14 protein-coding genes and 1 pseudogene are annotated in these 23,335 nt (G+C 72.5%); 6 read left to right on the top strand and 9 right to left on the bottom strand.

The features are described from left to right. Nucleotides 1-15 precede the first annotated feature (15 nt). Nucleotides 16-1,452, bottom strand: a complete 1,437-nt coding sequence (locus AB0F62_RS14360; RefSeq protein ID WP_361797321.1) for an ATP-binding protein — start codon at nt 1,450-1,452, stop codon at nt 16-18. 66 nt (nt 1,453-1,518) lie between these two features. Continuing rightward, nucleotides 1,519-2,295, bottom strand: a complete 777-nt coding sequence (locus AB0F62_RS14365) for an arylamine N-acetyltransferase (RefSeq protein WP_361797174.1) — start codon at nt 2,293-2,295, stop codon at nt 1,519-1,521. A gap of 332 nt (nt 2,296-2,627) precedes the next feature. On the opposite strand from AB0F62_RS14365, the gene AB0F62_RS14370 reads away from it, so the two are divergent. Then, on the top strand, nt 2,628-4,049 hold the full coding sequence (locus AB0F62_RS14370; RefSeq protein ID WP_361797177.1) for an APC family permease: 1,422 nt from the start codon (nt 2,628-2,630) through the stop codon (nt 4,047-4,049). A 105-nt stretch (nt 4,050-4,154) separates the two neighbouring features. On the opposite strand, the pseudogene AB0F62_RS14375 reads toward AB0F62_RS14370, so the two are convergent. From AB0F62_RS14375 to AB0F62_RS14400, 6 genes and pseudogenes are all read right to left on the bottom strand, one after another. After that, nucleotides 4,155-6,578 (bottom strand): annotated as a pseudogene (locus AB0F62_RS14375) (ComEC/Rec2 family competence protein); the annotation flags it as partial. Beyond that, nucleotides 6,575-7,492, bottom strand: coding sequence for a ComEA family DNA-binding protein (locus AB0F62_RS14380; protein WP_361797180.1), 918 nt, complete (start codon nt 7,490-7,492; stop codon nt 6,575-6,577). The pseudogene AB0F62_RS14375 and the gene AB0F62_RS14380, both read right to left, overlap by 4 nt. A gap of 517 nt (nt 7,493-8,009) precedes the next feature. Beyond that, complete coding sequence (locus AB0F62_RS14385; protein WP_361797183.1) at nt 8,010-8,855, bottom strand: DegV family protein; 846 nt, start codon at nt 8,853-8,855, stop codon at nt 8,010-8,012. Nucleotides 8,856-8,945: 90 nt separating this feature from the next. Beyond that, nucleotides 8,946-9,566, bottom strand: coding sequence for a hypothetical protein (locus tag AB0F62_RS14390; RefSeq protein ID WP_361797186.1), 621 nt, complete (start codon nt 9,564-9,566; stop codon nt 8,946-8,948). A 227-nt stretch (nt 9,567-9,793) separates the two neighbouring features. Next, the gene (leuS, locus tag AB0F62_RS14395; RefSeq protein WP_361797189.1) at nt 9,794-12,688 is read right to left on the bottom strand and encodes a leucine--tRNA ligase; all 2,895 of its coding nucleotides are present in this window, start codon (nt 12,686-12,688) and stop codon (nt 9,794-9,796) included. A gap of 258 nt (nt 12,689-12,946) precedes the next feature. Further along, nucleotides 12,947-14,917: a S53 family peptidase gene (locus AB0F62_RS14400; protein WP_361797192.1), complete on the bottom strand. Its 1,971-nt coding sequence runs from the start codon at nt 14,915-14,917 to the stop codon at nt 12,947-12,949. Between the two features lie 337 nt (nt 14,918-15,254). Here AB0F62_RS14400 and AB0F62_RS14405 point away from each other — a divergent pair, with 337 nt between their 5' ends. Both AB0F62_RS14405 and AB0F62_RS14410 read left to right on the top strand, forming a co-directional pair. Next, nucleotides 15,255-16,403 (top strand): hypothetical protein, encoded by a 1,149-nt coding sequence (locus AB0F62_RS14405; RefSeq protein WP_361797195.1) that lies wholly within the window; start codon nt 15,255-15,257, stop codon nt 16,401-16,403. Further along, a complete protein-coding gene (locus AB0F62_RS14410; protein ID WP_361797198.1) occupies nt 16,400-17,980 on the top strand; it encodes an NADH-ubiquinone oxidoreductase-F iron-sulfur binding region domain-containing protein in 1,581 nt (526 codons plus the stop codon). The genes AB0F62_RS14405 and AB0F62_RS14410 overlap by 4 nt, the downstream gene beginning before the upstream one ends. Nucleotides 17,981-18,064: 84 nt before the next feature. Here AB0F62_RS14410 and AB0F62_RS14415 read toward each other — a convergent pair whose 3' ends face one another. Continuing rightward, nucleotides 18,065-18,514 (bottom strand): MarR family transcriptional regulator, encoded by a 450-nt coding sequence (locus tag AB0F62_RS14415; RefSeq protein WP_361797201.1) that lies wholly within the window; start codon nt 18,512-18,514, stop codon nt 18,065-18,067. Nucleotides 18,515-18,630: 116 nt separating this feature from the next. Here AB0F62_RS14415 and AB0F62_RS14420 point away from each other — a divergent pair, with 116 nt between their 5' ends. From AB0F62_RS14420 to AB0F62_RS14430, 3 genes are all read left to right on the top strand, one after another. Next, the gene (locus AB0F62_RS14420; RefSeq protein WP_361797204.1) at nt 18,631-20,082 is read left to right on the top strand and encodes an MFS transporter; all 1,452 of its coding nucleotides are present in this window, start codon (nt 18,631-18,633) and stop codon (nt 20,080-20,082) included. A 300-nt stretch (nt 20,083-20,382) separates the two neighbouring features. Further along, a complete protein-coding gene (locus AB0F62_RS14425) occupies nt 20,383-22,074 on the top strand; it encodes an AMP-binding protein (protein WP_361797207.1) in 1,692 nt (563 codons plus the stop codon). Between the two features lie 207 nt (nt 22,075-22,281). Then, nucleotides 22,282-23,319 (top strand): ribonucleotide-diphosphate reductase subunit beta, encoded by a 1,038-nt coding sequence (locus AB0F62_RS14430; protein WP_361797210.1) that lies wholly within the window; start codon nt 22,282-22,284, stop codon nt 23,317-23,319. Nucleotides 23,320-23,335: the final 16 nt, after the last annotated feature.

Below are 23,335 nucleotides of genomic sequence, written 5' to 3' on the forward strand. Positions count from 1 at the left end.
TCCTCGGCGTGGAGCTCACCCGTGCCAGGCGCGGACCAGGTCTTCGGGACCCCAGCGGGCGGCCAGCGGCAGACCCCGGGTGAAGCCGGAGCGGGAGACGGCGACGAGGGGGGTGGCCGGGCCCGCGCCGGGCACGGCGGACGCGTCGCGGACGAGCGCGTCGTACTCGTGGCGGCCGAAGGGATGGGTGTCGAACCACTTGACGGAGCCGACGAAGTGGACCTGCGTGGCCACGGGTTCGCGGTCCGCGCCGACGAGGTCGACCTCGGGGTTGTTCTGGCGGTTCCACCAGCCGCCGACGGCCTCGGTGCGGGCCCAGGCGTCGTCGGGGAGCAGTCGGAGCAGGGAGGCGCGGACGACGGGCTCGACGGCGCGGCCGCGCCAGGCGGACCAGGAGCGCTCGAAGCGCTCGAGGGCGAGATCGCCGCGGCCCCGCTCGATCAGCGGAAGGGCGCGGTCCACGAAGGCGAGCCAGAAGCGCAGGTAGGGGTCGGCGATGCGGTAGCGCTTGTTCTTGGTGTCGGCCTTCGTCGACAGCGGGAGGTCGGCGGCCAGGACGCGCTTGGTCAGCAGGGTGCCGAGCAGGGGCGACAGGGTGCCCGAGGGCAGCGGGTGGGCGCCGCCGGTGTGGGCGGCGATGGAGGAGAAGGTGCGCTCTCCGCTGCCGACGGCCTCCAGCACGGCACGGGAGTGGGAGGCCTCGGGGAACTCGCCGAGCAGGGAGAGTTCCCCCGCGACGAGCAGCGGGGAGAGCGGGGTGGCGAAGGCCTCCCGCAGGAAGGCCGTCCGGGGGGTGCCAGGCCGCCACGACTGGACGATCTCCGGGAAGCCTCCGGTGATCAGGAGCGCGTCCACGGCGTCGGCGGCACCGAGCCCGGTCATCGCCTGCACATCGCCGAGGTGCAGCGGGCGCACGGTCATCTTGGTGCCGCGGCCGAAGAAGGGACGGCCGTAGGTCTGGAGGGCCTCCATCACCGACATGTCGCTGCCGACCAGGACCAGCAGGACGGGCTTGGCGGACAGGTGGCGGTCCCAGACGGTCTGCAGTGCCCCCTCGAACTCCGGATCCTGCTCGACCAGCCAGGGCACCTCGTCGATGACGGCGATGCTGGGCGTGGAGTCGGGGACGGCGAGGGCGAGCGCGCGCAGCGCCTGGTTCCAGTCGCCCGCCTGGAGACCCGCGACGAGGTCGGCGCCCGGGAGGGCGGACTGGGCGAGGGCGGCGGCGAAGTCCGCCCGCTCCGCCGCGGGGTTCCGGCCGCGGGTGGCCTGGAAGACGACGTACGGCAGCCCCGAACGGTCGCAGAACTCCTGGACGAGGCGGGACTTCCCCACACGGCGCCGGCCCGACATGATCACGGCTTGTCCGCGGGTGGCGGCCGCGCCGTCGGCGACCAGGCGCAGCTGGTGGGTGAGGCGCTCGAGGTCGGCGCCACGGCCCGTGAATTCCATCGGCATGCCCTCGCGACAGCGTGAAGACCCCTCTTAAGGTAGAGCGGATCTTACGTAGATTGATTCTTACTTTACCTCGGGAACGCGGTCCAGGGTGAGGCCGAAGCGGTCACGGTAAGCGGCGAGGACGGCGGCATCGGTGTCCAGGGCCTCCTCGTGGCGGGAGCCGTCCGCGGCGGTGGTGATCAGCGTGCGGCCCGAGAGGGTGAGCCGGCCACCGTCCTCCGTGAGGCGGGAGCAGACGAGGGACCGCGTGAAATGGGACTTCGGCGAGGTCTGCTGATACCAGGAGCCGACCTCGAAATCGGCGAGGGCGCGGGAGCGCGGCTCGAGACGGAAGACCGGGTCGCCGTCGTGGTGGAGGTCGAGATCGCCGTACGGAGCCGGGGTGAAGCGGAACACGCCGCCTGGGTCCGACTGGTCGACGTCCGGGGTGAGATCGAGGGGGTGGTGGGCGTGGCGGCCGAAGCCGACGTCGGCGAGGAGCGTGGCGCCGTCGCCGGTGCGGACGCGGAGCGCCATGTGGTCGAAGGGGATGCCGAGGCGTCCGCCGTTGATCGTGCGGGCCGCGTAGAGGGTGACGTCGTAGCCGAGGGCGGTGAGCAGGGCGCCGAAGCTGCCGTTGACCTCGTAGCAGAAGCCGCCGCGGCGAGCGGTGACGATCTTGTCGTAGAGGGCTTTGGGGTCCAGGGAGACGCCCTCGCCGAGGTGGAGCGAGAGGTTCTCGAAGGGGACGGCGATCAGATGGCGCACGTGCAGTTCGTGAAGGGCCGCCGCATCGGGGCGGGCCGGGCGCGAGGCGCCGATGCGGTGGAGATAGGCGTCGGCCTGGGATGCGTCCATGGGGCCAGTCTTGGGGAGACGGCGGTGCGCACACCAGAGGCGGATGGCTTTGAGCCTGGGGACGCCGCCCAAGATGCGGGACCGGGACCCGACGAAGCAGGGGGCGTGACCCTTCTGATCCGCAAGCGCTGATATACACAGTGCGAGACGCATATCACTTGGATTTGCGTCGAGCGATGGCGTGTTGATCTTCGGATTTCGTTGTCCGAAGCCTCTTGACGGCGGCTTGACGTGCGCGGTTTCATCCTCGGCAACGGAAGTGAATATTCCGCTTCGTGTTTCCCTGGACCGGAGGCGGTAGCCCCCTCAGCCCGACCCGATCGGATGCGCGCATGACCGACACGCTCCACCCTCCGACGGCCCCGCACTCGCCACTGGCCCCGCCCATAGAAGCGCCGAAGTCCCTGAAGAGGTCGATCGGCGTCGTCGGCGGAACGCTGCTGACGCTCTCGTGCCTGACCCCCGCGTCGTCGCTGTTCGTCATCGTGCCTCCGCTCTTCGCCGACCTGGGAACGGGAACGGCGCTGACGATCGTGATCGCGGCGATCCTCTGCGTCGCGGTGGCCTTCTGCTACTCGGAACTGGGGACGCTGATCCCGAGCGCCGGCGGCGAGTACGCGATGGTGGGCACGCTGATCGGGCGGCTGGCCGGGTGGATCGTGTTCGTGCTCTCCCTGATCGTGGTCATGATCGTGCCCCCGATCATCGCCCTCGGGACGGGCGAGTACCTGGCGCCGATCATGCAGATCGACCCGAAGATCGCGGGCGCCGCGGTGATGCTGCTGGCGACCGTCATGGGCCTGCTGGACCTGCGGGCCAACGCCTGGATCACGGGCATCTTCCTGGTCTTGGAGGTCGTGGCGGCCGGTCTCGTGGCCTTCCTCGGCTTCTCCCACACCTCCCGTTCGGCCTCCGTGCTGATCCACCCGGTGACGGAGGCCGGGCACGGGGTGAGTTCGGCGGTCACGGCCGGGACGATCATCGCGGGGCTGGCGATCGCGCTCTTCGTGCTGCAGGGCTTCAGCACGGCCGTGTACCTGTCCGAGGAGATGGAGAACCCGCGGCGCACGGTCTCCCGGACCGTGCTGTGGACGCTCGGCATCGGCGCGCTGGTGGTGATCGTGCCGACGATCGCGATCACGCTGGGCGCGCCCGACATGAACTCCCTGATGGCCGGTGACCTCTCCGCGCTGGTCCGAGGGTGGAGCAACTCGGCGGTCGGCACCTTCATCAGCCTCTGCATCGCGCTGGCGATCATCAACGCGGGCATCGTGATGGTCATTCAGAACTCCCGCGTCCTCTACGCCTCCGCGCGGGACCGTGCCTGGCCGACCCCGGTCAACAAGGCCTTCGGCACGCTGAGCAAGCGGTTCGGGGCGCCGTGGATCGCGACCCTCGCGGTGGGCGTGCCGGGCGCGGTGCTGTGCTTCGTGCCGGTGGACACGCTGAGCGGGGTGACGGGTGTCGCGGTCGCCGCGATGTACATCGTCGTCGCCCTCGCCGCCCTCGGCTCCCGCCGCGGCGGGCACAAGGAGCGAGCGGCCTGGCGCATGCCGCTGTGGCCTGCGGTGCCGCTGCTGCTGATCGTCGTGCTGGCGTACGTGCTGACCCAGCAGACGGCACAGGATCTGGTGATCACCGGTGTGATCGTCGCCGCCTCCCTGGCCTACTGGCTGTTCTACCTTCGGCCGCGACAGAGCACCCGCTGGGTGATCTCGGTGCCGGAGGAGGAGATGGGGCTCGAGAAGCCCTGAGCCGCCCCTCCCCGGAACCTGTGGGGCCCGTACCGGTCGCGAACCGGTGCGGGCCCTTCGCCGTCCCCGGGCCGCACGCTCCGCACCGGGCGACGGACCGGTCACAGCGGCCCGCAGGCCCTCCCCGCCGCCCAGGACGGCGATCGTGCCATCCCGGTCGGTGCGCAGGACCGTGGTGCCCAGGGCGCGCAGGGCGGCGACGGTGCGGGGCGAGGGATGGCCGTACGGGTTGTCCGCGCCGCAGCTGACGAGTGCGAGACGGGGGCGCAGACGGGCCGGCAGAACCGGATCCTGGTAGGCGGAGCCGTGGTGGGCGACCTTGAGGACGTCCACGCGCGGGAGGTCCGGGTTGGCGGCCAGCAACGCGTGCTGGGCGGCGGGCTCCAGATCGCCGAGGAGGAGCGCGCTGAGCCCCGCCGTGCGGACGAGCAGGGTGACGCTGGCGTCATTGGGGTTGGCGCCGTCGGTGCCCGTGAGAGCGGGAGCGGCGGCGGGCCACAGGACGCGCCATTCCAGTGAGCCCGTACGGCGGCGCTCGCCGGCTGCCGCGCGCAGCAGGGGGACGCCGGCGGCGGCCGCCTGGCGGCGCACGAAGGCGGCCTGGTCGGCGGGTTCGTCGAGGGTGGTGGTCTCGATGGCGCCCACGGCACGGCCGCGCAGGACCCCGGGGAGGCCGGCGACATGGTCCGCGTGGAAGTGGGTGAGGACGAGCAGCGGGACCGTGGTGACCCCGAGGGAGCGCAGACAGCGGTCGATCAGGCGGGGCTCCGGCCCTGTGTCCACCACCACGGCGGAACCGCCGCCCGCGGACAGCACCAGGGCATCGCCCTGGCCGACGTCGCAGGCCACCAGCCGCCAGGCCGGCGGCGGCCAGCCGGTCACCACGCGGGGAAGCGGGGCGGGACGCAGGACGACCGCCACCAGCAGCAGCACGACCGCAGCGCACACCCAGGGCCGGCCCGGCAGACGGCGCCCCACGGCGATCACCACCACCGTGACGGCGGCGAGGAGCAGGGCGCCCGCCCAGCTGCCCGGCCAGTCGAGCGTCGCGCCGGGCAGCGCCGCACCGCGCCGGGCCACCACCGCGATCCAGCCCGCCGGCCAGGCGGCGATCCAGGCGAGGGCCTTGGCCACGGGCATGGCGAGCGGCGCGGCGGCAAGGGCGGCGAATCCGAGGACGGTGGCCGGGCCCACGGCGAGCTCCGCCAGCAGATTGCAGGGGACCGCGACCAGGCTGACATGGGCGGCCAGCACGGCCACCACCGGCGCGCACACCGCCTGTGCGGCCGCCGCCGCGGCCAGGACCTCCGCCGGTCGCGGCGGCACGCGTCGGCGCCTCAGGGCGGCGCTCCAGCGCGGCGCGAGCGTGAGGAGGGCACCGGTGGCCAGCACGGACAGGGCGAAGCCGTACGAGCGGGCGAGCCACGGATCGTGGAGGAGCAGCAGGAGGGCGGCCCCGCACAGCGCGGGAAGCAGGCTGCGGCGGCGCCCCGTGCCGATGGCCAGCAAGGTGATCAGCCCGCAGGCGGCCGCGCGCAGCACGCTCGGATCCGGACGGCACACGACCACGAACCCGACGGTGAGCACTCCCCCGAGCACGGCCGTCAGCCGGAGCGAGAGGGCGAGCCGCGGCGCCAGGCCGCCCCGCTCGGCACGGAGGGCGACACCGGGTGGGCCGATCAGCAGGATCAGGACCAGCGAGAGGTTGGAACCGCTGACCGCGGTCAGATGGGTCAGGTCGGTGGCCTCGAAGGCGTCGTGCAACTCCACCGGGATACGGGACGTATCGCCGACGACCAGCCCCGGGAGGAGGGCGCGGGCGTCGGACGGCAGGCCGTCGGTGGCCTCGCGCAACCCCGCGCGCAGGTCGCCCGCCACCCGCTGCGCGCGGCTCGGCGGACCGACCACGCGGGGCGGACCGTTGACCGAGAGGACCGCGGCGATCCGGTCGCCCGGACCCGCCGGCGGGGCGAGGCGGGCCTCCACGGTGACACGCGTGCCGGGCAGCAACGCCGCCCACGGGCCGACCGGTTGCCGGGCGATGGCCAGGACCGGTGTGCGGACGGCGGTCGTCGTGCCCCTCGCCGTCACCCGCGCGGCCTCCGCCTCCAGCAGTACCGCGTCGGGTGCCCGGACGGCACCGCTCACCTGCGGGCGGATCATGCGGGGATCGGCGGTCAGCCTCAACTCCAATGTCGCGTGTGCGTGTTCGGCGGCGAGCACGGGTACCGGCCCCCGATGGAGATCCGCGGCGTGCAGACCGGCGATCCCGGCGGACGCCGCCGCGCACAACAACACGGTGGCGGCCGTCGCCCACCGGCACACGAACGACACGAGCGCCACGAAAGCCAGAAGCGCGCACGCCCACGCCACGCCTGCCCCCGGCACGGCGAGGGCGACGCCCGCGGCGAGCCAGGCCGCGAGGGCGGGCGCCACCAACCGGAGGTCCGGCGGCCCCTCCTGGCGCGGATTCGACGCGCCGCGGGGCGAGGCGGCCGCGGCGTGCACCGCCGGGCGCGGCGTGCTCATGGGGTGACCAGCGACCTGAGATCGGAGAACCTGCGGTCCCCGATGCCGTTGACGTCGCGCAACTGCTCGACGGAGGTGAAACCGCCGCGCCGGCTGCGGTAGTCGATGATGTGCCGGGCGAGCACGGGCCCCACTCCGGGCAGGGCGTCCAACTGCTCGGCGGTGGCGGTGTTGAGGCTGACGGGGCCCGTCGCGGCGGCACCTCCCGGGACCCCGGCGACGGCCGGCGCCGCGGGGCGGCCCACGGCGATCTGCTCGCCGTCGGCCAGCGGTCGGGCGAGATTCAGGGCACTCGTGTCCGTGCCGGGCAGCGCTCCCCCGGCGGCGTCCAAGGCGTCCGCCACACGGGATCCCGCGGGCAGGCGGCGCAACCCCGGCTTCCTGACCTTGCCGACGACGTCCACGACCAGCACCGCTCTCGCCCCCGGCGCGGGGCGGGGCGTCCGTGCCGCAGCACGCGGTTCCCCGGGAACGGTTGCCTGCGCCGCGGCGGGCAGCGCCGAGACGGTCGGCGGCACCGCGACGGTACGCGGTCTGCCCGTCCGGAAGTGGTGCGCCGCGAAGGCGAGGGCGACGAGGAGCACGACGGCGAGGGCGGCCGCCGTCTTCGGCTCGACGCCGCAGCGGACGGAGAACCAGGTGGGGAGGCGCTCGGTCAGGGCCAGGCGCCAGGAGCTCCCGGCACGGCGCCCCGGTGGATCCGGCGCGGCCGGTCGCCGCGGAGACGGCGGTCGGACCGGTGGGACCGATGGGGCCGGCGGGTCCGGCGCGGGCGGTGGCGGCGCATCCGCCGCGCCGCGGGCCGCGGAACGGGGCGGGGGGTCGAAGAGGGCCGCGGCCCGTTCCCGGACGGCGGTCGGCGCCGTGGCGGAAGTGTGCCTGCGGTGACGGGGAGTTGCGGTCGTAGGTCCCATGTCAGGGACGGTAGGGCGATCGGGCGACGCAAGATGATCTTGCCTGAGTTCTGTGGATTACCCGGGGGTTGTGGATATCCCTGTCACCCGAAAGAAGTTGGCGCACGGCGGCCGGGCGCCACCGCGGACGCGCACGTCACGGCCGGGAACACCCCGGACAGGGCCCGGGAGGCCGGGAGGCCCGGAAGGCCGGAAGGCCGGAAGGCCGGAAGGCCGGAAGGCCGGAAGGCCGGAAGGCCGGAAGGCCGGAAGGCCGAAAAGCCCGGAAGGCCGAAAAGCCCGGAAGGCCGAAAAGCCCGGAAGGCCGGAAGGCCGGAAGGCCGAAAAGCCCGGAAGGCCGGAAGGCCGGAAGGCCGAAAAGCCCGGAAGGCCGGAAGGCCGAAAAGCCCGGAAGGCCGGGAGGCCGGGAGGCCGGGAGGCCCGGGAACACCGAAAGGGCCGGCCCGGAGCACCAGAAGCGCCGGGAGCACCCGGAACACCGGGAACACCGGGAAACCGGTGCCCGCCCGGCACCCCGTCACAGCGGGGAGACGACCGCCCCCAGGAGCCCGGGGCCCGTGTGGGCGCCGATGACCGCGCCGACCTCGCTGAGGATCAGGGTGTTGAGCCCCGGAACCCGCGCGCGCAGCCGCTCCGCCAGGGCCGAGGCGCGGTCCGCGGCCGCCAGGTGGTGGACGGCGATGTCCACGGGACGGGTGCCCGCGCGCTCGACGACGATCTCCTCGAGCCGTGCCAGCGCCTTCGACGCGGTACGGACCTTCTCCAGCAGCTGGATACGGCCCTCGTCCAGCTGCAGCAGCGGCTTCACCGCGAGCGCCGACCCGAGCAGCGCCTGCGCCGCTCCGATGCGCCCGCCCCTCCGCAGGTAGTCCAGCGTGTCCACGTAGAAGTACGCCGACGTGTCCGACGCCCGCTTCTCCGCGGCCGCCACGATCTCGTCCGGGGACCCGCCCGCCTCCGCCGCCTCCGCGGCGCTCAACACCGGGAAGCCGAGCGCCATCGCGACCATCGCGGTGTCCACGACGCGGACCGGTACCGGCGCTTGTGCCCCCGCCATCAGCGCGGCGTCGTACGTGCCCGAGAATTCGGCCGACAGGTGGAGGGAGACGATCTCGGTCGCGCCCGACGCGGCCACCGCTCGGTAGGCCGCGGCGAATTCCTCGGGGCTCGGACGCGACGTGGTGACGGGCTTGCGGCGTTGCAGGGCGCGGGCGACCGCGGGCGCCGAGACCTCGGTGCCCTCTTCCAGCGCTTCGTCGCCGATCACCACCGCCAGGGGCACCACGGTGATGCGGTGCCGGGTCAGGGCCTCCTGCGGCAGGTAGGCCGTGGAATCGGTGACGATAGCGACATGGGACGACATGTGCGGGAGGTTACCCGCGCCGAAGGCCGGACGACAGTACGGCTCCCCTGAGGTGAACCGGGGTGATCACCACCGGCTCGGCGCGGCCCCTCACAGAGCCTTGGGCGGCTGGCCCGCGCCGGGCTCCGGTGTCCGCTCGCGCTCCGGTTCCGGCTCGGGCAGCGCCGCCGGTGCCCAGTGCCGCAACGCCCCTGCCTCCAGGTCGATGTCGCGCCCCAGGGCCGCGAGGTCGTCGTCGGCGAAGCGGCGGGCACGGTCCTGGGCGGCCCAGCGCAGCGAGTCCGCGGAGTGGGTGATGCGCCGTGTGCGCTCCTCGAGCTCGCCGATCCGCGCGGCGATCCGGGCGCGGTCGGGCTCGCGCTCCAGCAGCCTCAGTTCCGCGTCGAGCTCCTTGGCGTGCGAGCGCAGGCGGCCGAGGAGGGCCACGGCCTCACTCAGCGAGGGGTCGGCGGCGGCCTGCCCCTCCAGCGCCTCTCCCGTGCTCGTGACGGACGTCCGCAGCGCCAGGCGCAGCTCGGCGAGCTTCCCGGCGGGGCCGGGCCGGCTGTAGCGGCGGGCCTTGAGACCGGTCTCCTCGACCACCCGGCGGGCCTCGATGCTGGTGCGCTCCACCCCGCGCTTGACCGCCCGCGCGGTCCTGACCGTGGCGACGACGCCGAGGGCCACGAAGGAGGCGAAGAGCAGCAGGATCACGGCGACGGCGACATCCACGGCGGCTCCTCTGCCCGGCCGGGCCGGTCCGTCCGACCGGCCCGATCTGTCTCGATCGGCTGTATGCCCACCGTAAACGGACGGGGGCGGGCGAGGGTTCCGGGAGAACCCTTACCCGCCCCTGACATCCATCGGGCGACCCGGACGTCGAACGGCCCGGTGATCAAACGACCGGGCGGTCAAACGACCGGGCGGTCGAACGATCAGGTGATCACCCGATGCGGCGATCAGGCCGGAACGATGTTGACCAGCTTCGGAGCCCGCACGATCACCTTGCGGACGCCCGCCCCGGCCAGCGCGGCGACGACCGCCGGATCGGCCAGGGCCTGGGCCTCCAGGTCGGCGTCGGAGATCGTCGGCGGCACCTCCAGCCGGGCCTTGATCTTGCCCTTGATCTGGACGACGCAGGTGACGGACTCGTCCACCACGTACGCCGGGTCGGCCACCGGCAGGTCCTCGTGCGCCAGGGACCCGTCGTGCCCCAGCCGCCGCCACAGCTCCTCGGCGATGTGCGGCGCCAGCGGCGCGATCAGCAGCACCAGGGGCTCGGCCACCGAGCGCGGCACGGCGCCGCCCGACTTGGTCAGGTGGTTGTTCAGCTCGGTGATCTTGGCGATGGCGGTGTTGAAGCGCAGGCCCTCCAGGTCCTGGCGGACGCCGTCGATCGCCTTGTGCAGGGCGCGCAGGGTGTCCTCGTCCGGCTCGGCGCTGGTCACCGTCACCTCGCCCGTCGCCTCGTCGACGACGTTGCGCCACAGCCGCTGCAGCAGCCGGTACTGGCCGACGACGGCACGGGTGTCCCAGGGGCGGGACACATCCAGCGGGCCCATCGCCATCTCGTACAGGCGCAGGGTGTCGGCGCCGTACTCGGCGGCGATCTCGTCCGGGGTGACGGCGTTCTTCAGGGACTTGCCCATCTTGCCCAGCTCGCGCTTGACCTGCTCGCCGCCGTACCACCAGCCGCCGTCCCGCTCCTCGACCTCGGCGGCCGGGACCGGGAAGCCGCGGCTGTCGCGGTAGACGTACGCCTGGATCATGCCCTGGTTGAACAGCTTGTGGAACGGCTCCACCGACGACACGTGGCCCAGGTCGAACAGCACCTTGGACCAGAAGCGCGCGTACAGCAGGTGCAGCACGGCGTGCTCGGCGCCGCCGACGTACAGGTCGACGCCACCGTGCGGCTGCCCCTCGCGCGGGCCCATCCAGTACCGCTCGATCTCGGGGTCGACCATCTGCCGGTCGTTGTGCGGGTCCAGGTAGCGCAGCTCGTACCAGCAGGAACCGGCCCAGTTGGGCATGGTGTTGGTCTCGCGGCGGTACGGGCGCACGCCGCGGCCGTCGCCCAGGTCCAGCTCGACGTGGACCCACTCCGCGTTGCGCGACAGCGGGGTCTCGGGCTCGGTGTTCGCGTCGTCCGGGTCGAAGGTGCGCGGCGAGTAGTCCTCGACCTCGGGCAGCTCCAGCGGCAGCATCGACTCGGGCAGCGCGTGGGCGACACCGTCCTCGTCGTAGACGATCGGGAAGGGCTCGCCCCAGTACCGCTGGCGGCTGAACAGCCAGTCGCGCAGGCGGAAGTTGATGGTGCCCTCGCCGATGCCGCGCTGCTCCAGGTACGCGATGACCTTGCGCTTGGCGTCGGCGACCTCCAGGCCGTTCAGGTCGATCTCGTCGTTGGCGGAGTTGATCGCCGGGCCCTGGCCGGTGTACGCCTCGCCCTCCCAGCCCTCCGGGGGCTGGACGGTGCGGACGATCGGCAGGTCGAAGACGGTGGCGAACTCCCAGTCGCGCTCGTCCTGGCCGGGGACGGCCATGATCGCGCCGGTGCCGTAGCCCATCAGGACGTAGTCGGCGACGAAGACCGGGATGCGGGTGCCCGTCAGCGGGTTGACCGCGTACGCGCCGCTGAAAACGCCTGTCTTGTTCTTGCCCTCGGTCTGCCGCTCGACGTCCGACTTGGCCTGGGCCTGCTTGCGGTACTCCGCGACGGCCTCGGCCGGGGTGGCCGCGCCGCCGGTCCAGGCGTCCTTGGTGCCCTCCGGCCAGGCGGCCGGCACCACGGTGTCGACCAGCGGGTGCTCGGGGGCCAGCACCATGTAGGTGGCGCCGAACAGGGTGTCCGGACGCGTGGTGAAGACGGTGATCGGGCTGTCTGCCCGTCCGGCGGGGACCTCGACCGCGAAGTCGACCTTGGCGCCCTCGGAGCGGCCGATCCAGTTCCGCTGCTGCAGCTTGATCGCCTCGGGCCAGTCCAGCGCGTCCAGGTCGGACAGCAGGCGGTCCGCGTAGGCGGTGATGCGCATCATCCACTGGCGCAGCTTGGCCTTGAAGACCGGGAAGTTCCCGCGCTCGGAGCGGCCGTCGGCGGTAACCTCTTCGTTGGCCAGCACGGTGCCCAGGCCCGGGCACCAGTTGACCGGGGACTCCGAGGCGTAGGCCAGGCGGTACTCGCCCAGCACGGCCTCACGCTCGGCGGGGCTCAGCCCGGCCCAGGCGCGCCCTTCCCCAGAGCCTCCGGCCTGGGAGGTGCCCCCGGGCACGGCGCGCTCACCCTTCTCGAACTGCTCGATCAGCTCGCCGATCGGGCGGGCCCGGCCGGCCTGCTCGTCGTACCAGGAGTTGAAGATCTGCAGGAAGATCCACTGGGTCCACTTGTAGTAGTCCGGGTCGATCGTGGCGAACGAACGGCGCGTGTCGTGACCCAGGCCCAGGCGGCGCAGCTGCCGCTTCATGTTCTCCATGTTGGCCTCGGTGGACACCCGCGGGTGGGTGCCGGTCTGCACCGCGTACTGCTCGGCGGGCAGGCCGAAGGCGTCGAAGCCCAGGGTGTGCAGCACGTTGTGCCCGGTCATCCGCTGGAAGCGGGCGAAGACGTCGGTGGCGATGTAGCCCAGGGGGTGGCCGACGTGCAGTCCCGCGCCCGAGGGGTACGGGAACATGTCCATGATGAACTTCTTGGGCTTGGCCAGCTCGCCGTCCCCGGCCAGGTCGCCGGTGGGGTTCGGGGCGGCGAAGGTCTGGTTCTCGTCCCAGAAGTCCTGCCAGCGGCTCTCGATGTCGGCGGCCAGGGCGGCCGTGTAGCGGTGGGGCGCAGCCGCCTCGGCGGCGGGGGTGGTCTCGCTCATCGTCCTTCGTACTCCATCGCTGTCATGACGGCCTGCGGCCCGGCCGCCGTACGGACATCTGCCTGCGGAACCGCGGTACCGCGGAAACGAAAAAGCCCCTCGCACAGGAGGGGCGCCGCACTGACATCGATCGTGGTCAGCGCGGCTTGCTAAGCAGAAGGCGTACGGCACGCATGGGGTCAGGTTACCCCAGAGCGGGAAGGGCCCGCACCGAGGTTCCCCCCGGTGCGGGCCCTTCCGTGCCGTTTCCGGCCGTGCTCAGCGGTGGTGCGGCTTGTACGAGTCGAGGTAGCCGCGCGCCGGGGTGCCGACGCCGGTCACGTCGTCGTAGCCGACGACCGCGGACAGCGAGCTGTCCTTGCCGAGGCTGCGGAGCGAGGTGATCGTGCCGTCCGCCGCGTCGAAGCCGTTGGCGTAGTCCACGCGGACCACCGCGAGGTCCTTGCCGCGGCCCAGCGGGTGGTCGGTCACGTCGTGGTAGGCACGCGTGCCGTAGCGGTCGTAGATCAGCGGGTTGGCGAAGCCGATCGGCACGCCGTGCCGGGCCTGCTGCGCCAGCGCCTGGACGCCCGCGATCACCGGCGCGGCCAGCGAGGTGCCGCCGATCCGGTACTCGCTGTACTGGAAGGACCCGTCCGGGAAGGCCTGGGTCTGGCCGACCAGGAAGCCGGTGTTCGGGTCGGCGACGGCCGCGATGTCGGGCTCGACACGCTGCTTGACCTTGCCGCCGTTGGCCAGGGCGAGCGAGTCGGGGACGACGCCGCGCTGGTAGAAGGGCTGCCCGTAGAGCTTGCTGGTGCCGCCGCCCGCACCGGAGGTGAAGCCGCCGGGGAAGCCCGTCCAGCTCGATCCGTCGGCCGCGAGCGTGGTCTTCAGGGTGCCCCAGCCGGTCTCCCACTGGTAGGTGTCGCCCTTGCCGACGGCGAGCGAGGTGCCGCCGACCGAGGTGACCCAGGGGGAGTTCGCCGGGGTGTCGACCTGCTTCGCCCCGGTCCCCAGGGGATTGGCGACGTTGTCGCCCGCGTCGCCGGAGGAGAAGTAGAAGCCGATGCCCTCGACCGCGCCGAGCTGGAAGATCTGGTCGTACGCGGCGGCGATGTCCGGCGTCTCGTTGCTCTCGAGGTCGCCCCAGGAGTTGGAGACGATGTCGGCGAGCCGGTGGTCGACGATCTTGCCGAGCGCGTCGAGCAGGTCGTCGTCGGTGCAGGAGGAGGCGCCCACGTAGGTGATGTCGGCGGCCGGGGCGACCGCGTGCACCGCCTCGACGTCCAGGGTCTCCTCGCCGTACCAGCCGGACGCGTCGCACTCGTCCGGGCTCGTGTAGCGGTAGTCGGCCGGCAGCACCTGGGAGAGCTGGCCGCGCTTGTACGGGGCGTCGCCGTTGCGGGCCGCGTACTTCTTGGCGTCGGCGACGATCGTCGGCGACGCGAAGGCGTCGGTGATGGCGACGGTGACGCCCTTGCCGTTGTACGAACCCGCCCCGTAGGCGGCGCGCAGCTGCTTGCCCGTGTAGCCCTTGATGGCGTACGGCGCGTGCGTGCCGTAGGCGACCGGGAGGCTCTTGTTCGTCTTCGACCCGTAATAGGTGGAGAAGGGGCCGGAGTTCTTGAAGACGGCCCCGGGCGGCGGAAGCGTGTCCTGGTGCCGGGCGCGCCGCGGGGAGTTGTCCAGGCCGGTGACCGTGAGCACCGCGCCGCCCAGGGAGGCCGGGACGGAGGCGGTGGCGCTCGGGGCGTGGTAGGTCTTGGCGCCCTTGGCGTAGTTGTGGAGCTGGGTGCCGAAGGCCTTCTCGGCGTCGGCGACGTCGCCGGTGACCGTCAGGTAGTGGTCGCTCGCGCCGGTGACCTTCAGCCCGGAGGACTCCAGCCACTGCCGGGTCTGCGCGACCTGCTGCGCGGTGGCGCCGAAGCGGGCCTTGGCCTGCTTCGCCGAGAGGAACGTGCCGTACGAGACGGAACCGGGGTCGGACACGGCCTTGGCGTACTCCGCCAGGCCCTGGGCGTCACGGCCGGCGAGGTACACCCGGAGGGTGACCTTGGCCGAGTCGGCGGTGGCTCCCTTGTCGGCCTTGGCGGTGGCCCAGACCGGCTTGCTGCCGGCGAGGCTGTGGCGCCCGTGCGGGGCGTCGGCCTGCGCGGCGGGTATGCCCATCGCCAAGGCACCGGCGACCAGTGGCAGTGTCGCTGCCAGGGCCAGGCCGGCCCGCTTTCTGGAGCGGGTTGAGCTCATGTAACCCCCTGCTGTGTGAAGTTCTCGCGGAATGGCGGCGCGCCGGAACCGGCAGCGCGCGTAGACCGCCACGCCACTCTCGCGGTGAACAGCTCATGCCAGGTACATGCGTTCGCCAAGAAGGACCCAAGGAAGCGCCACGAAAGGCCCATTGGGGCGGCGATCCGCTCCGGAATGCGGACATAAGGTGCCGGAGGGCGGACACTCCCGGCGAAGGAGCGATCATCCTTGCCGAACGGAGCCCGAACAAACCAACGTTAGCAGTTCGTAATGATCCGCATCCCGGGTTGTCGAAAGACGATCGAACTGGGTACCCGTACGGGTTAGCGTCTGGCGCATGCGCACCAACCGTCAGTCCTCGGACAGTCGCCGGACTCCCCCCGTCCCGGCGGCCGACATCCTGTCCGGGGCCCTTCGCGCCGCACGGTCGCCCCGCGCCTGGGCGATCGCCGGCACCGCCGCCGCCCTGCTCGTCCTCGCCGTCACCGCGGGCCCGTACCTGCGGGCCTTCCTGGACTTCGGCGCCGGCGTGCTCACCCTCGTCTCCCTGAGCTGCACCGTCATCTGGGGCCTGGTGTCCACCGACACCGTCTTCCTCGGGCCGCGCGAACGGCTGCTCACCCAGGGCATCCACCGCGGTCTGGGCGTCGCCGCGATCGGATTCCTGATCCTGCACGTGACGACGAAGGTCGTCGAGGCGCGGGTCGTCACCGCCGGGGCCTTCCTCCCCCTCGGCGTCACCGGCCGGGACGGCCTCATCTCGCTCGGCGTGATCGCGGCCTACCTGATGATCCTCGCCGCGGCCACCGGCGCGATGCGCAGCGTCTTCGCCGCCAACCGCCACCCGGTGCGGTGGCGCATCCTGCACAGCACCGCCTACGCGTCATGGTGCATGGCGCTCATCCACGGTCTGCAGTCGGGTCGTTCCGCCAAGACCTGGATCATCGTGGCCTACGGGATCTGCCTGGTGGGTGTCGCCATCGGCCTGATCTACCGGCTCCGCAGGACCCGCGGCGAGGCGCTCTTCCCCGAGACCCGGGAGCGCTCGGCCTCCTTCCGCAAGCTCGGCGGCGAACGGGCCGCGTCCCGGGGCGGTTCGGGCGGGCGCCGGCGTGCCGTGCCGCGCGAGGAGAACGGGCCCAGCCTGGCCAGCGCCTACAGCGAACCGCTGCCGCCGCTGCCCAACTTCCCCACCGGCCAGCAGTACACGGCTGTTCCTCCCCCGGCCCCGGACCGTACCCTCGGCATGGATCCCGCGGCCGCCACGATGCAGTTGCCGCAGGTACCCGCCGAACCCCAGGCGACGTACCAGCAGCAGCCGCAGGTGCCGTACCAGCAACAGCCCCAGCAGACCTGGGACGGCACCCCCGCATGGGGTACTCCGATGCCGGGCGGCGCACAGGACGCGGACCCACTGGGGGCCGACCGGCTCCAGCCGATCGCCTGGCAGCAGTCCACGCCCGGGCCCTATGAAGGACAACGATGAACGTTCCCGCCATACCGGACCGCTCACCCGCCCCTCGCTCAGGGGCGGGTGACGTGCTCCCCGACGTTCGCACCGTCGGGCTGCCCCGGGTCACCGCGGGTTTCGACGAGGTGGAGCGCCTGGACCGGGTGACCCACCTCAATGTGCACGGTTCCATGCCGAGCATGACCGAGGGCGAACTCCTCGACCTCGCCGAGCTGATGGGACTGCGCGGCCGCGGCGGCGCGGGCTTCCCGTTCTACAAGAAGCTCAAGGCCGTCGGTGAGGCCGCCCGCCGGCGCGGCTCCCCGACCGCGGTGGTGGTCAACGGCTGCGAGGGCGAGCCCGCCTGCCGAAAGGACGCGGTCATCCTGCGCCGCGCCCCGCACCTCATGCTGGACGGGGCCCTGCTGTGCGCCGAGATCCTCGGCGCCCGCGAACTGGTCATCAGCGTCACACGCGACACCAATGAGCAGTCCGTCCGGGACGCCCTGGCCGAACGCGGTCTCGGCACCAAGCGCGGCCGCCAGCTCAGGGCCCGGATCGTGCGCATGCCGGAGCGCTTCGTGTCGGGCGAGTCCTCCGGCATCATCTCGGCGGCCAACGGCGGACTGCCGCTGCCGCCCGGCAAGAAGGTGAGCGCGAGCGAGTCCGGCATCGGCGGGCTGCCGACGCTCTTCTCCAACACCGAGACCTTCACCCAGCTGGCCATCGGCGCCCGCATGGGCGCCATACGCTTCGGCTCCGCGGGCGCACCCGGCGAGCCGGGCACCGCCATGCTGACCGTGTCCGGCTCGGTGCCCCGGCAGACGGTCGTGGAGACCCCGACCGGCGTGCCGATGTCGTACATCCTGCAGATGTGCGGCGGCAATCCCGGGCAGGGCGTGCTCGTCGGCGGCTACCACGGCAACTGGATCGACCCCAGCGTCGCCTCGATGGTGACCATCGCCCGCGAGAGCCTGGAGGCCCACAAGGCCACCCTGGGCGCGGGCGCCCTGCTCCCGCTGGACCCGGGCCTGTGCCCGCTGGGCGAGTCGCTGCGGGTCGCGCAGTGGCTGGCCGCCGAGACGGCCGGGCAGTGCGGGCCGTGCCGCCTCGGGCTGCCCCGCATGGCCGGACTGCTGCAGGACGTGCTCAACGGCGGCGGCCAGGCCGCGCTGGAGCAACTGCGGCAGACCGCGGTGGCGGTGAAGGGGCGCGGGGTGTGCAAGCACCCCGACGGTTCGATGCGCTTCGTGATGTCCTCCATCAACGCCTTCACCGACGACCTCGCCGCCCACGTCCTCGGCGGCGGCTGCGGCCGCCCCACGGTGGGCGTGCTGCCGCTGCTGAAGTCCGACCCGCCGGGGCTGCGCGGCGGCGCCCCCGCCGGCGCGGCCGCACAGACCAGCACCAAGCGGCTGAACGTCGACTGGACGCTGTGCAAGGGCCACGGCCTGTGCGCGGGCGTGCTGCCCGAGATCGTGCGGCTGGACCGGGACGGCTACCCCGACATCGCCGGCACCCCCGTCCCGCCGCACCTGGACGCGGCCGCGCAGCGCGCGGTGGCCCGCTGCCCGGCGCTGGCGCTGCGCATGGACGAGGGCGGCCGCCGCTGACCGCGGTCACACCAGGGGCCCGGCACCATCACGGTGCCGGGCCCCTCGTACGTCCGTGCCGGCCGCCGGGCCGGCACCCCGCGCTCACTCCGCGCGGTCTCCGGTCATGCGACGCAGCCACTGCCGGGCCAGCCGGCGCTCCTCGTCGCTGAATCCGGCCTCGAGTTCCCGTTCGCGCTCGCGCACCACGGGCCGGGCCTCGTCCAGGCGTTCGCGCCCGGCGTCGGTCAGGAAGACCTGCTGGCTGCGGCCGTCCGTGGGGTGCCGTCGGCGTTCGACCAGGCCCTGGTCCGCGAGCCCGGCGAGCAGTTCGTTGGCCGACTGCCGGGTGCTGGCGACGGCACGGGCCAGGTCGGCGATGGTGATGCCCGGCTGGTCCGCCAGCACGAGCAGCGACGCGTACTGGGCGACGGAGAGCCCGAGCCCCGACAACGCGCCGTCCATGGCCCCGCGCATGTTCAGCCACGCCTGACGGACCAGGAAGCTCAGGCAGAGCTCATCGATGTCGGCGTCCACCCAGGTCTCCCCTCGCATTGACAGGAACCTTACGTTCTTGGCAGGCTGAGAACGTAAGGACCCTGTCCATCTTACCCGAGACGGCCGGTCCGCAGCAGTTCCGTCGTACCCGCTCACCGGAGGTGTGCCGCACTATGTCCGATCGCTTAAGGAGTGGGCAGGGAGAGCCCGAGGTCAATCCGGGCCTGGTGCTGCTCCTCTGCTCGGGCGCGACCTTCATGGCGTTCCTCGACCTGTCCGTCGTGAACATCGCGTTCCCCAAGATCATCGAAAAGTTCCCGGACACCGGGATGACCACGCTGACCTGGGTGGTCAGCGGCTACGCGGTGATGTTCGCCGCCGTACTGACCCCGGCGGGACGGCTGGCCGACACCGTCGGACGCACCAAGGTCTTCCTCTGGTCGCTGACCGGCTTCACGCTCGCCTCACTGGCCTGCGGCGCGGCCACCGGCCCGGAGTGGCTGATCGTGGCGCGGTTCGCGCAGGGCGCGCTCGCGGCGGGGATGATCCCCTCGGCGCTCAGCCTCATCATGTCCTCGACCCCGCTGGAGAAGCTGATCAAGGCGATCGGCACCTGGTCGGCGGTGGCGGGCTTCTCCGCGGTCGTCGGCCCGGCCATCGGTGGCGTGCTCGTGGAGCAGTTCGGCTGGCGCGCGGTCTTCTACATCAATGTGCCCATCGGCGTCCTGCTGGCCGTCGCCGGACTGAGGGCGCTCCCCCGCCACCAGCCCGCGGCGGGCAGCAGGCTTCCCGACATCGTGGGCACCGCGGCGCTCGCGCTCGGCATCGGACTGGTCGTGGCCTCGCTCACCGAGGGCGACTCCTGGGGATGGACGAGCGCCCGCACGCTCGGCCTGCTCGCCGGCGGACTGGCCCTGGGCGCGTTCGCGGTGCTGAGGTCGCGGCGGCACGCGTCCCCGGCCATCGCCACCGACCTGTGGAAGAGCCGGAAGTACGCGGTGGTCAACGGCGTCTCCGCGGTCTTCGGCGTGTCGATGTTCGCCTGGCTGCTGGCGGGCGCGCTCTTCGCCACCGGGGTGTGGCACTGGAGCATCATGGAGGCCGCCGGGGCGATGAGCGTCGGCGCGGTCGCCTCGATGATCACCTCGACCATCGCCGGCCGGGTCTCCCAACCGGCGACGCACCGCTGGCTGGTGGTCCTCGGCGCGCTGATGTTCGCCGCGTGCACCGCGCTGATGGGCAGTGACTTCCTCGGCGCCGAGCCCGACTTCTGGGGGGCCTGGGTCCCGACCGGGCTCCTGGGCGGTGGCGGCCTCGGCTTCGCCGTCACCTCGCTGTCATCCATCGCGGCCACCGCGCTCCCGCCGCTGCAATTCGCGGCCGGCGTGGGCATGAACCTCACCGCGCGCCAGATCGGCGGCGCCCTGGGGACGGCGACGCTGGCCGCCGTCATGGCCGCGCACTCGGCGCCGGGCATCGACGCCTTCCACGACCTGTACCGGGTGTGCACGGCCGTGACCGTCGTGGCGGCGCTCGCCGCCCTCGGGCTCACCGACCGGGCTCCCGCGGCCGCCCCGCGGCAGGAGGCGGGCACGCCGGCACCGGCGGAGGTCTCCGGCTCCTGACACCCCCGCCCGGAGCCGGGAGAAACGACGGCCGGGAGAACGTTGAATCGTTCTCCCGGCCGTCGCCCTCCCGTTTTCCGCCAACATTCCCCACGAATACTCACCGCACGGCGGATCCAATCATTCCGGAAAGAATTCAAGGAATAAACCAATCCGCTCTCGCCGATCATTACCGGCGGGTCGACTCAAATAATTTTCTTGCAGTCAACCCCTCCCCATGGCAGACTCGGTCGCGGCAGGGCCGGAACTTCGAAAACGACCATGTTCCGGCTCGTAGATCAGTGACCGCGGGGGGACCTGGTGCACACCGTTCTCGATTGGCTCGACCATGCCGCCGACGATCGCGGAATCCATTTCTCGGATTCCGGTACCGGCTGGTCGTTCGTCTCCTACACCACACTGGCCGGCGAGGCGCACCGAGTGGCCTCCTTACTCCACGCCCACGGCGCACAGCCCGGCGACGTGGTGTCTCTGCTGGTCAGCGAAGTACGTGACTTCGCGCCCGCCTTTCTGGGCACCATGCTCGCCGGCCTCACACCGGCACCGATCGCCTCGCCCCTCACCTTCCAGGGGAATGACCGGTACACCGAGCACGTCACGGACATCCTGAAGGTCGCGGAACCGGCCCTGGTACTGTCCGACGCGCCCCTCGCGGAAATAGCGGAGAAAACCTCCGCGCAACTGGGCCGCGGATCCGTGGTACTTCTCGAGGGATCGGCCGAATTACCGATCGAGGATTCCGCCCGACGCACCCCGGCGGATCTCGGACTCCTGCAGTTCACCTCGGGCTCCAGCGGCACCCCGAAGGGGGTCCGGGTCTCCCGTGACAATCTGGCGGCGAACGTCCGCAGCATTCACGAGTGGCTGGGGATAACCGCCGCCGATTCCTGCTCCTCCTGGCTCCCGCTCTACCACGACATGGGGCTCATCGGAACGTTCCTCGGTTCGCTCACGGCCCAGATCGACCTGTGGCTCATGTCGCCCCTGGACTTCGTACGGGACCCGCTGCGCTGGCTGGAGGCACACGGCAGGCACGGCGCGACCGTGACCACCGCCCCCAATTTCGGGTACGGCTACACCGCCAAACGCGTCCGTCCGCGGGATCTGGAGGGAATGGACTTCTCCGGCTGGCGGGTCGCCATGAACGGCGCGGAGCGCATCGACCCCCGGGCCGCCACCGCGTTCGACGCGCTGCTGGCCCCCCACGGCTTCCGGGCCACGGCCTTCGCCCCCTGCTACGGACTCGCCGAGGCCACCCTCGCCGTCTCGGGCGTCACGCCGGGCACCGGGGCGCGCACCGTACGGCTGGAGGGCGGACTGCACACCGGCCGGCCGGTCGTGGCGACCGACCGGGGACGGCTCGGGACCGCGCACCCCGACGGCGGGGCGAACTGGCTGACGTCCTGCGGCCCGGCGGTGCCGGGCGCCGGCGTGGACATCGTCGACGAGGACGGCACGCCGCTCCCCGAGGGGCACTTCGGCGAGATCCGTGTCCGGGGGGCGTCCGTGGCCGGCGGCTACCGGTCCTCGGTACCGGACGCCTCCTCCAACTTCACGGACGGCGGCCTGCGCACCGGCGACTCCGGATTCCTGCTGGACGGCGAGCTGTTCGTGGTCGGCCGGGTCGGCGACAGCATCAAGGTCCGCGGCCGGAAGGTGCACGCGGAGGACCTCGAGACCGCGCTCACCGGGATCGACGGCATTCCGTCCGGGCGCTGTGCCGTCGCCCTCGGCACGACCGGTGAGGCCCACCACGTGGTGGCCGTCGTCGAATCGGGGCAGGCCGGCTGGCTCGACGGCGCGCTCGCCGTGGTCCGCGCCGCCACCGACGACACCGTCAGGGTCACCGTGGTCCGCGCCGCGCGGGGCGGCATCCCCCGCACCTCCAGCGGCAAGCCGCGCCGGCGCCTGCTCTGGCGCCGCTTCCAGGACGGGGAGGCCATCGGGGAGGTCGTGCACGGCACGGCTCCCGCCGCCCCCGTCACCGGCTGACCCGGCGCGTCCCACGCATCCGGCGCGCCCGGCGTTCCCGGCACGCGTGCCACAGGGGCAGTCGCAGCCGCAGCCGCAGCCGCAGCCGCAGCCGCAGTCGCCGTCAAAGTCGCAGCAATTCCTTTCCGTCATCCGTGAATTCCGCCGCGTTCCCGCCGCGGTCACGCATGCCCTGACGACGTGAGTTCCCACAAGGAGACGAGTGCAATGACCACCGCCGCCACCACGGACACCGGCCCCGGCCAGGGCTACGTCCCCGACATCACCGCGGAATCCGGCACCGACGAGCACGGAACCGGCCAGGAGCGGCAGGGCCGGCTCGCCACCTCCGCCGACCTCTACCGCCGCTGGGAACGGCAGCAGTGGAGCGTCGCCGAGGTCAGGCCGGCCCGCGACACCGAGCGCTGGAACGCCCTCACCCCGTTCATGCGGCAGCAGATGCTGGGCGCGCTGGCCGAACTGGAGGTCGGCGAGGTCGCGGTGACCCACACCCTCGGCACGCTGATCGACAGCCCGCCGACCGAGGACGACCGCATCTACCTGTGCACCCAGCTCGCCGACGAGGCCCGTCACGTCCGGTTCTTCCAGACCTACCTGGAGGACGCCTGCGGCATCGACCTCGACGCCGCGGAGGGCGGCGACCTGGAGGCGGCGGCCGACTACGCCAAGGTCTTCGCCCCCGAGCTCACCAGGGTCACCTCGGAGGTCCGGCGCAGCGGTGACACCGAGTCCTGGTACCGCGCCCTGGTCTACTACCACCTGATCACCGAGGGCGTGCTGGCCGCCACCGCGCTGCGCACCACCCGCTTCCTCGCCCGTCGGCTGCGGCTGGCCGCCTTGGAGGAGGGGCTCACCAACGTCACGCGGGACGAGTCCCGGCACGTCTCGTTCGGGCTGCGCGCCGCCGAGGACGGCGTGGCGCGCGGTTTCGGCCGGGTGGTCGAGGACGCCCACTTCGAGGCGATAGGGATGGCGGCCTGGGTGCTCGTCGGCCCGGCCCGGCACAACCCCTCGCCCGCCATCCCCGCCGCCCTCGCCAGCCGGGCCGCGCAGTTGCAGGGCTCCGTCGACATCGGCGAGGAGCGGCTGGTCAAGCAGCTGCGCCTGATCGGTCTGCCCGAACTGGCCGAGCGCGCTCGGCGGGCCTGGCGCGAGGAGATCGACAAGGCGCTGTCCGCCTACGAGGAGCGGTGGTCGGCGCCGCACCCGATCCGTGCCGCCGCGGCCCGCGCCGCCGCCCGGTGACCCACCCGTCAGTACC

Source organism: Streptomyces sp. NPDC026673, from assembly GCF_040638135.1.
In the GTDB taxonomy this organism is placed as follows: Bacteria; Actinomycetota; Actinomycetes; order Streptomycetales; family Streptomycetaceae; genus Actinacidiphila.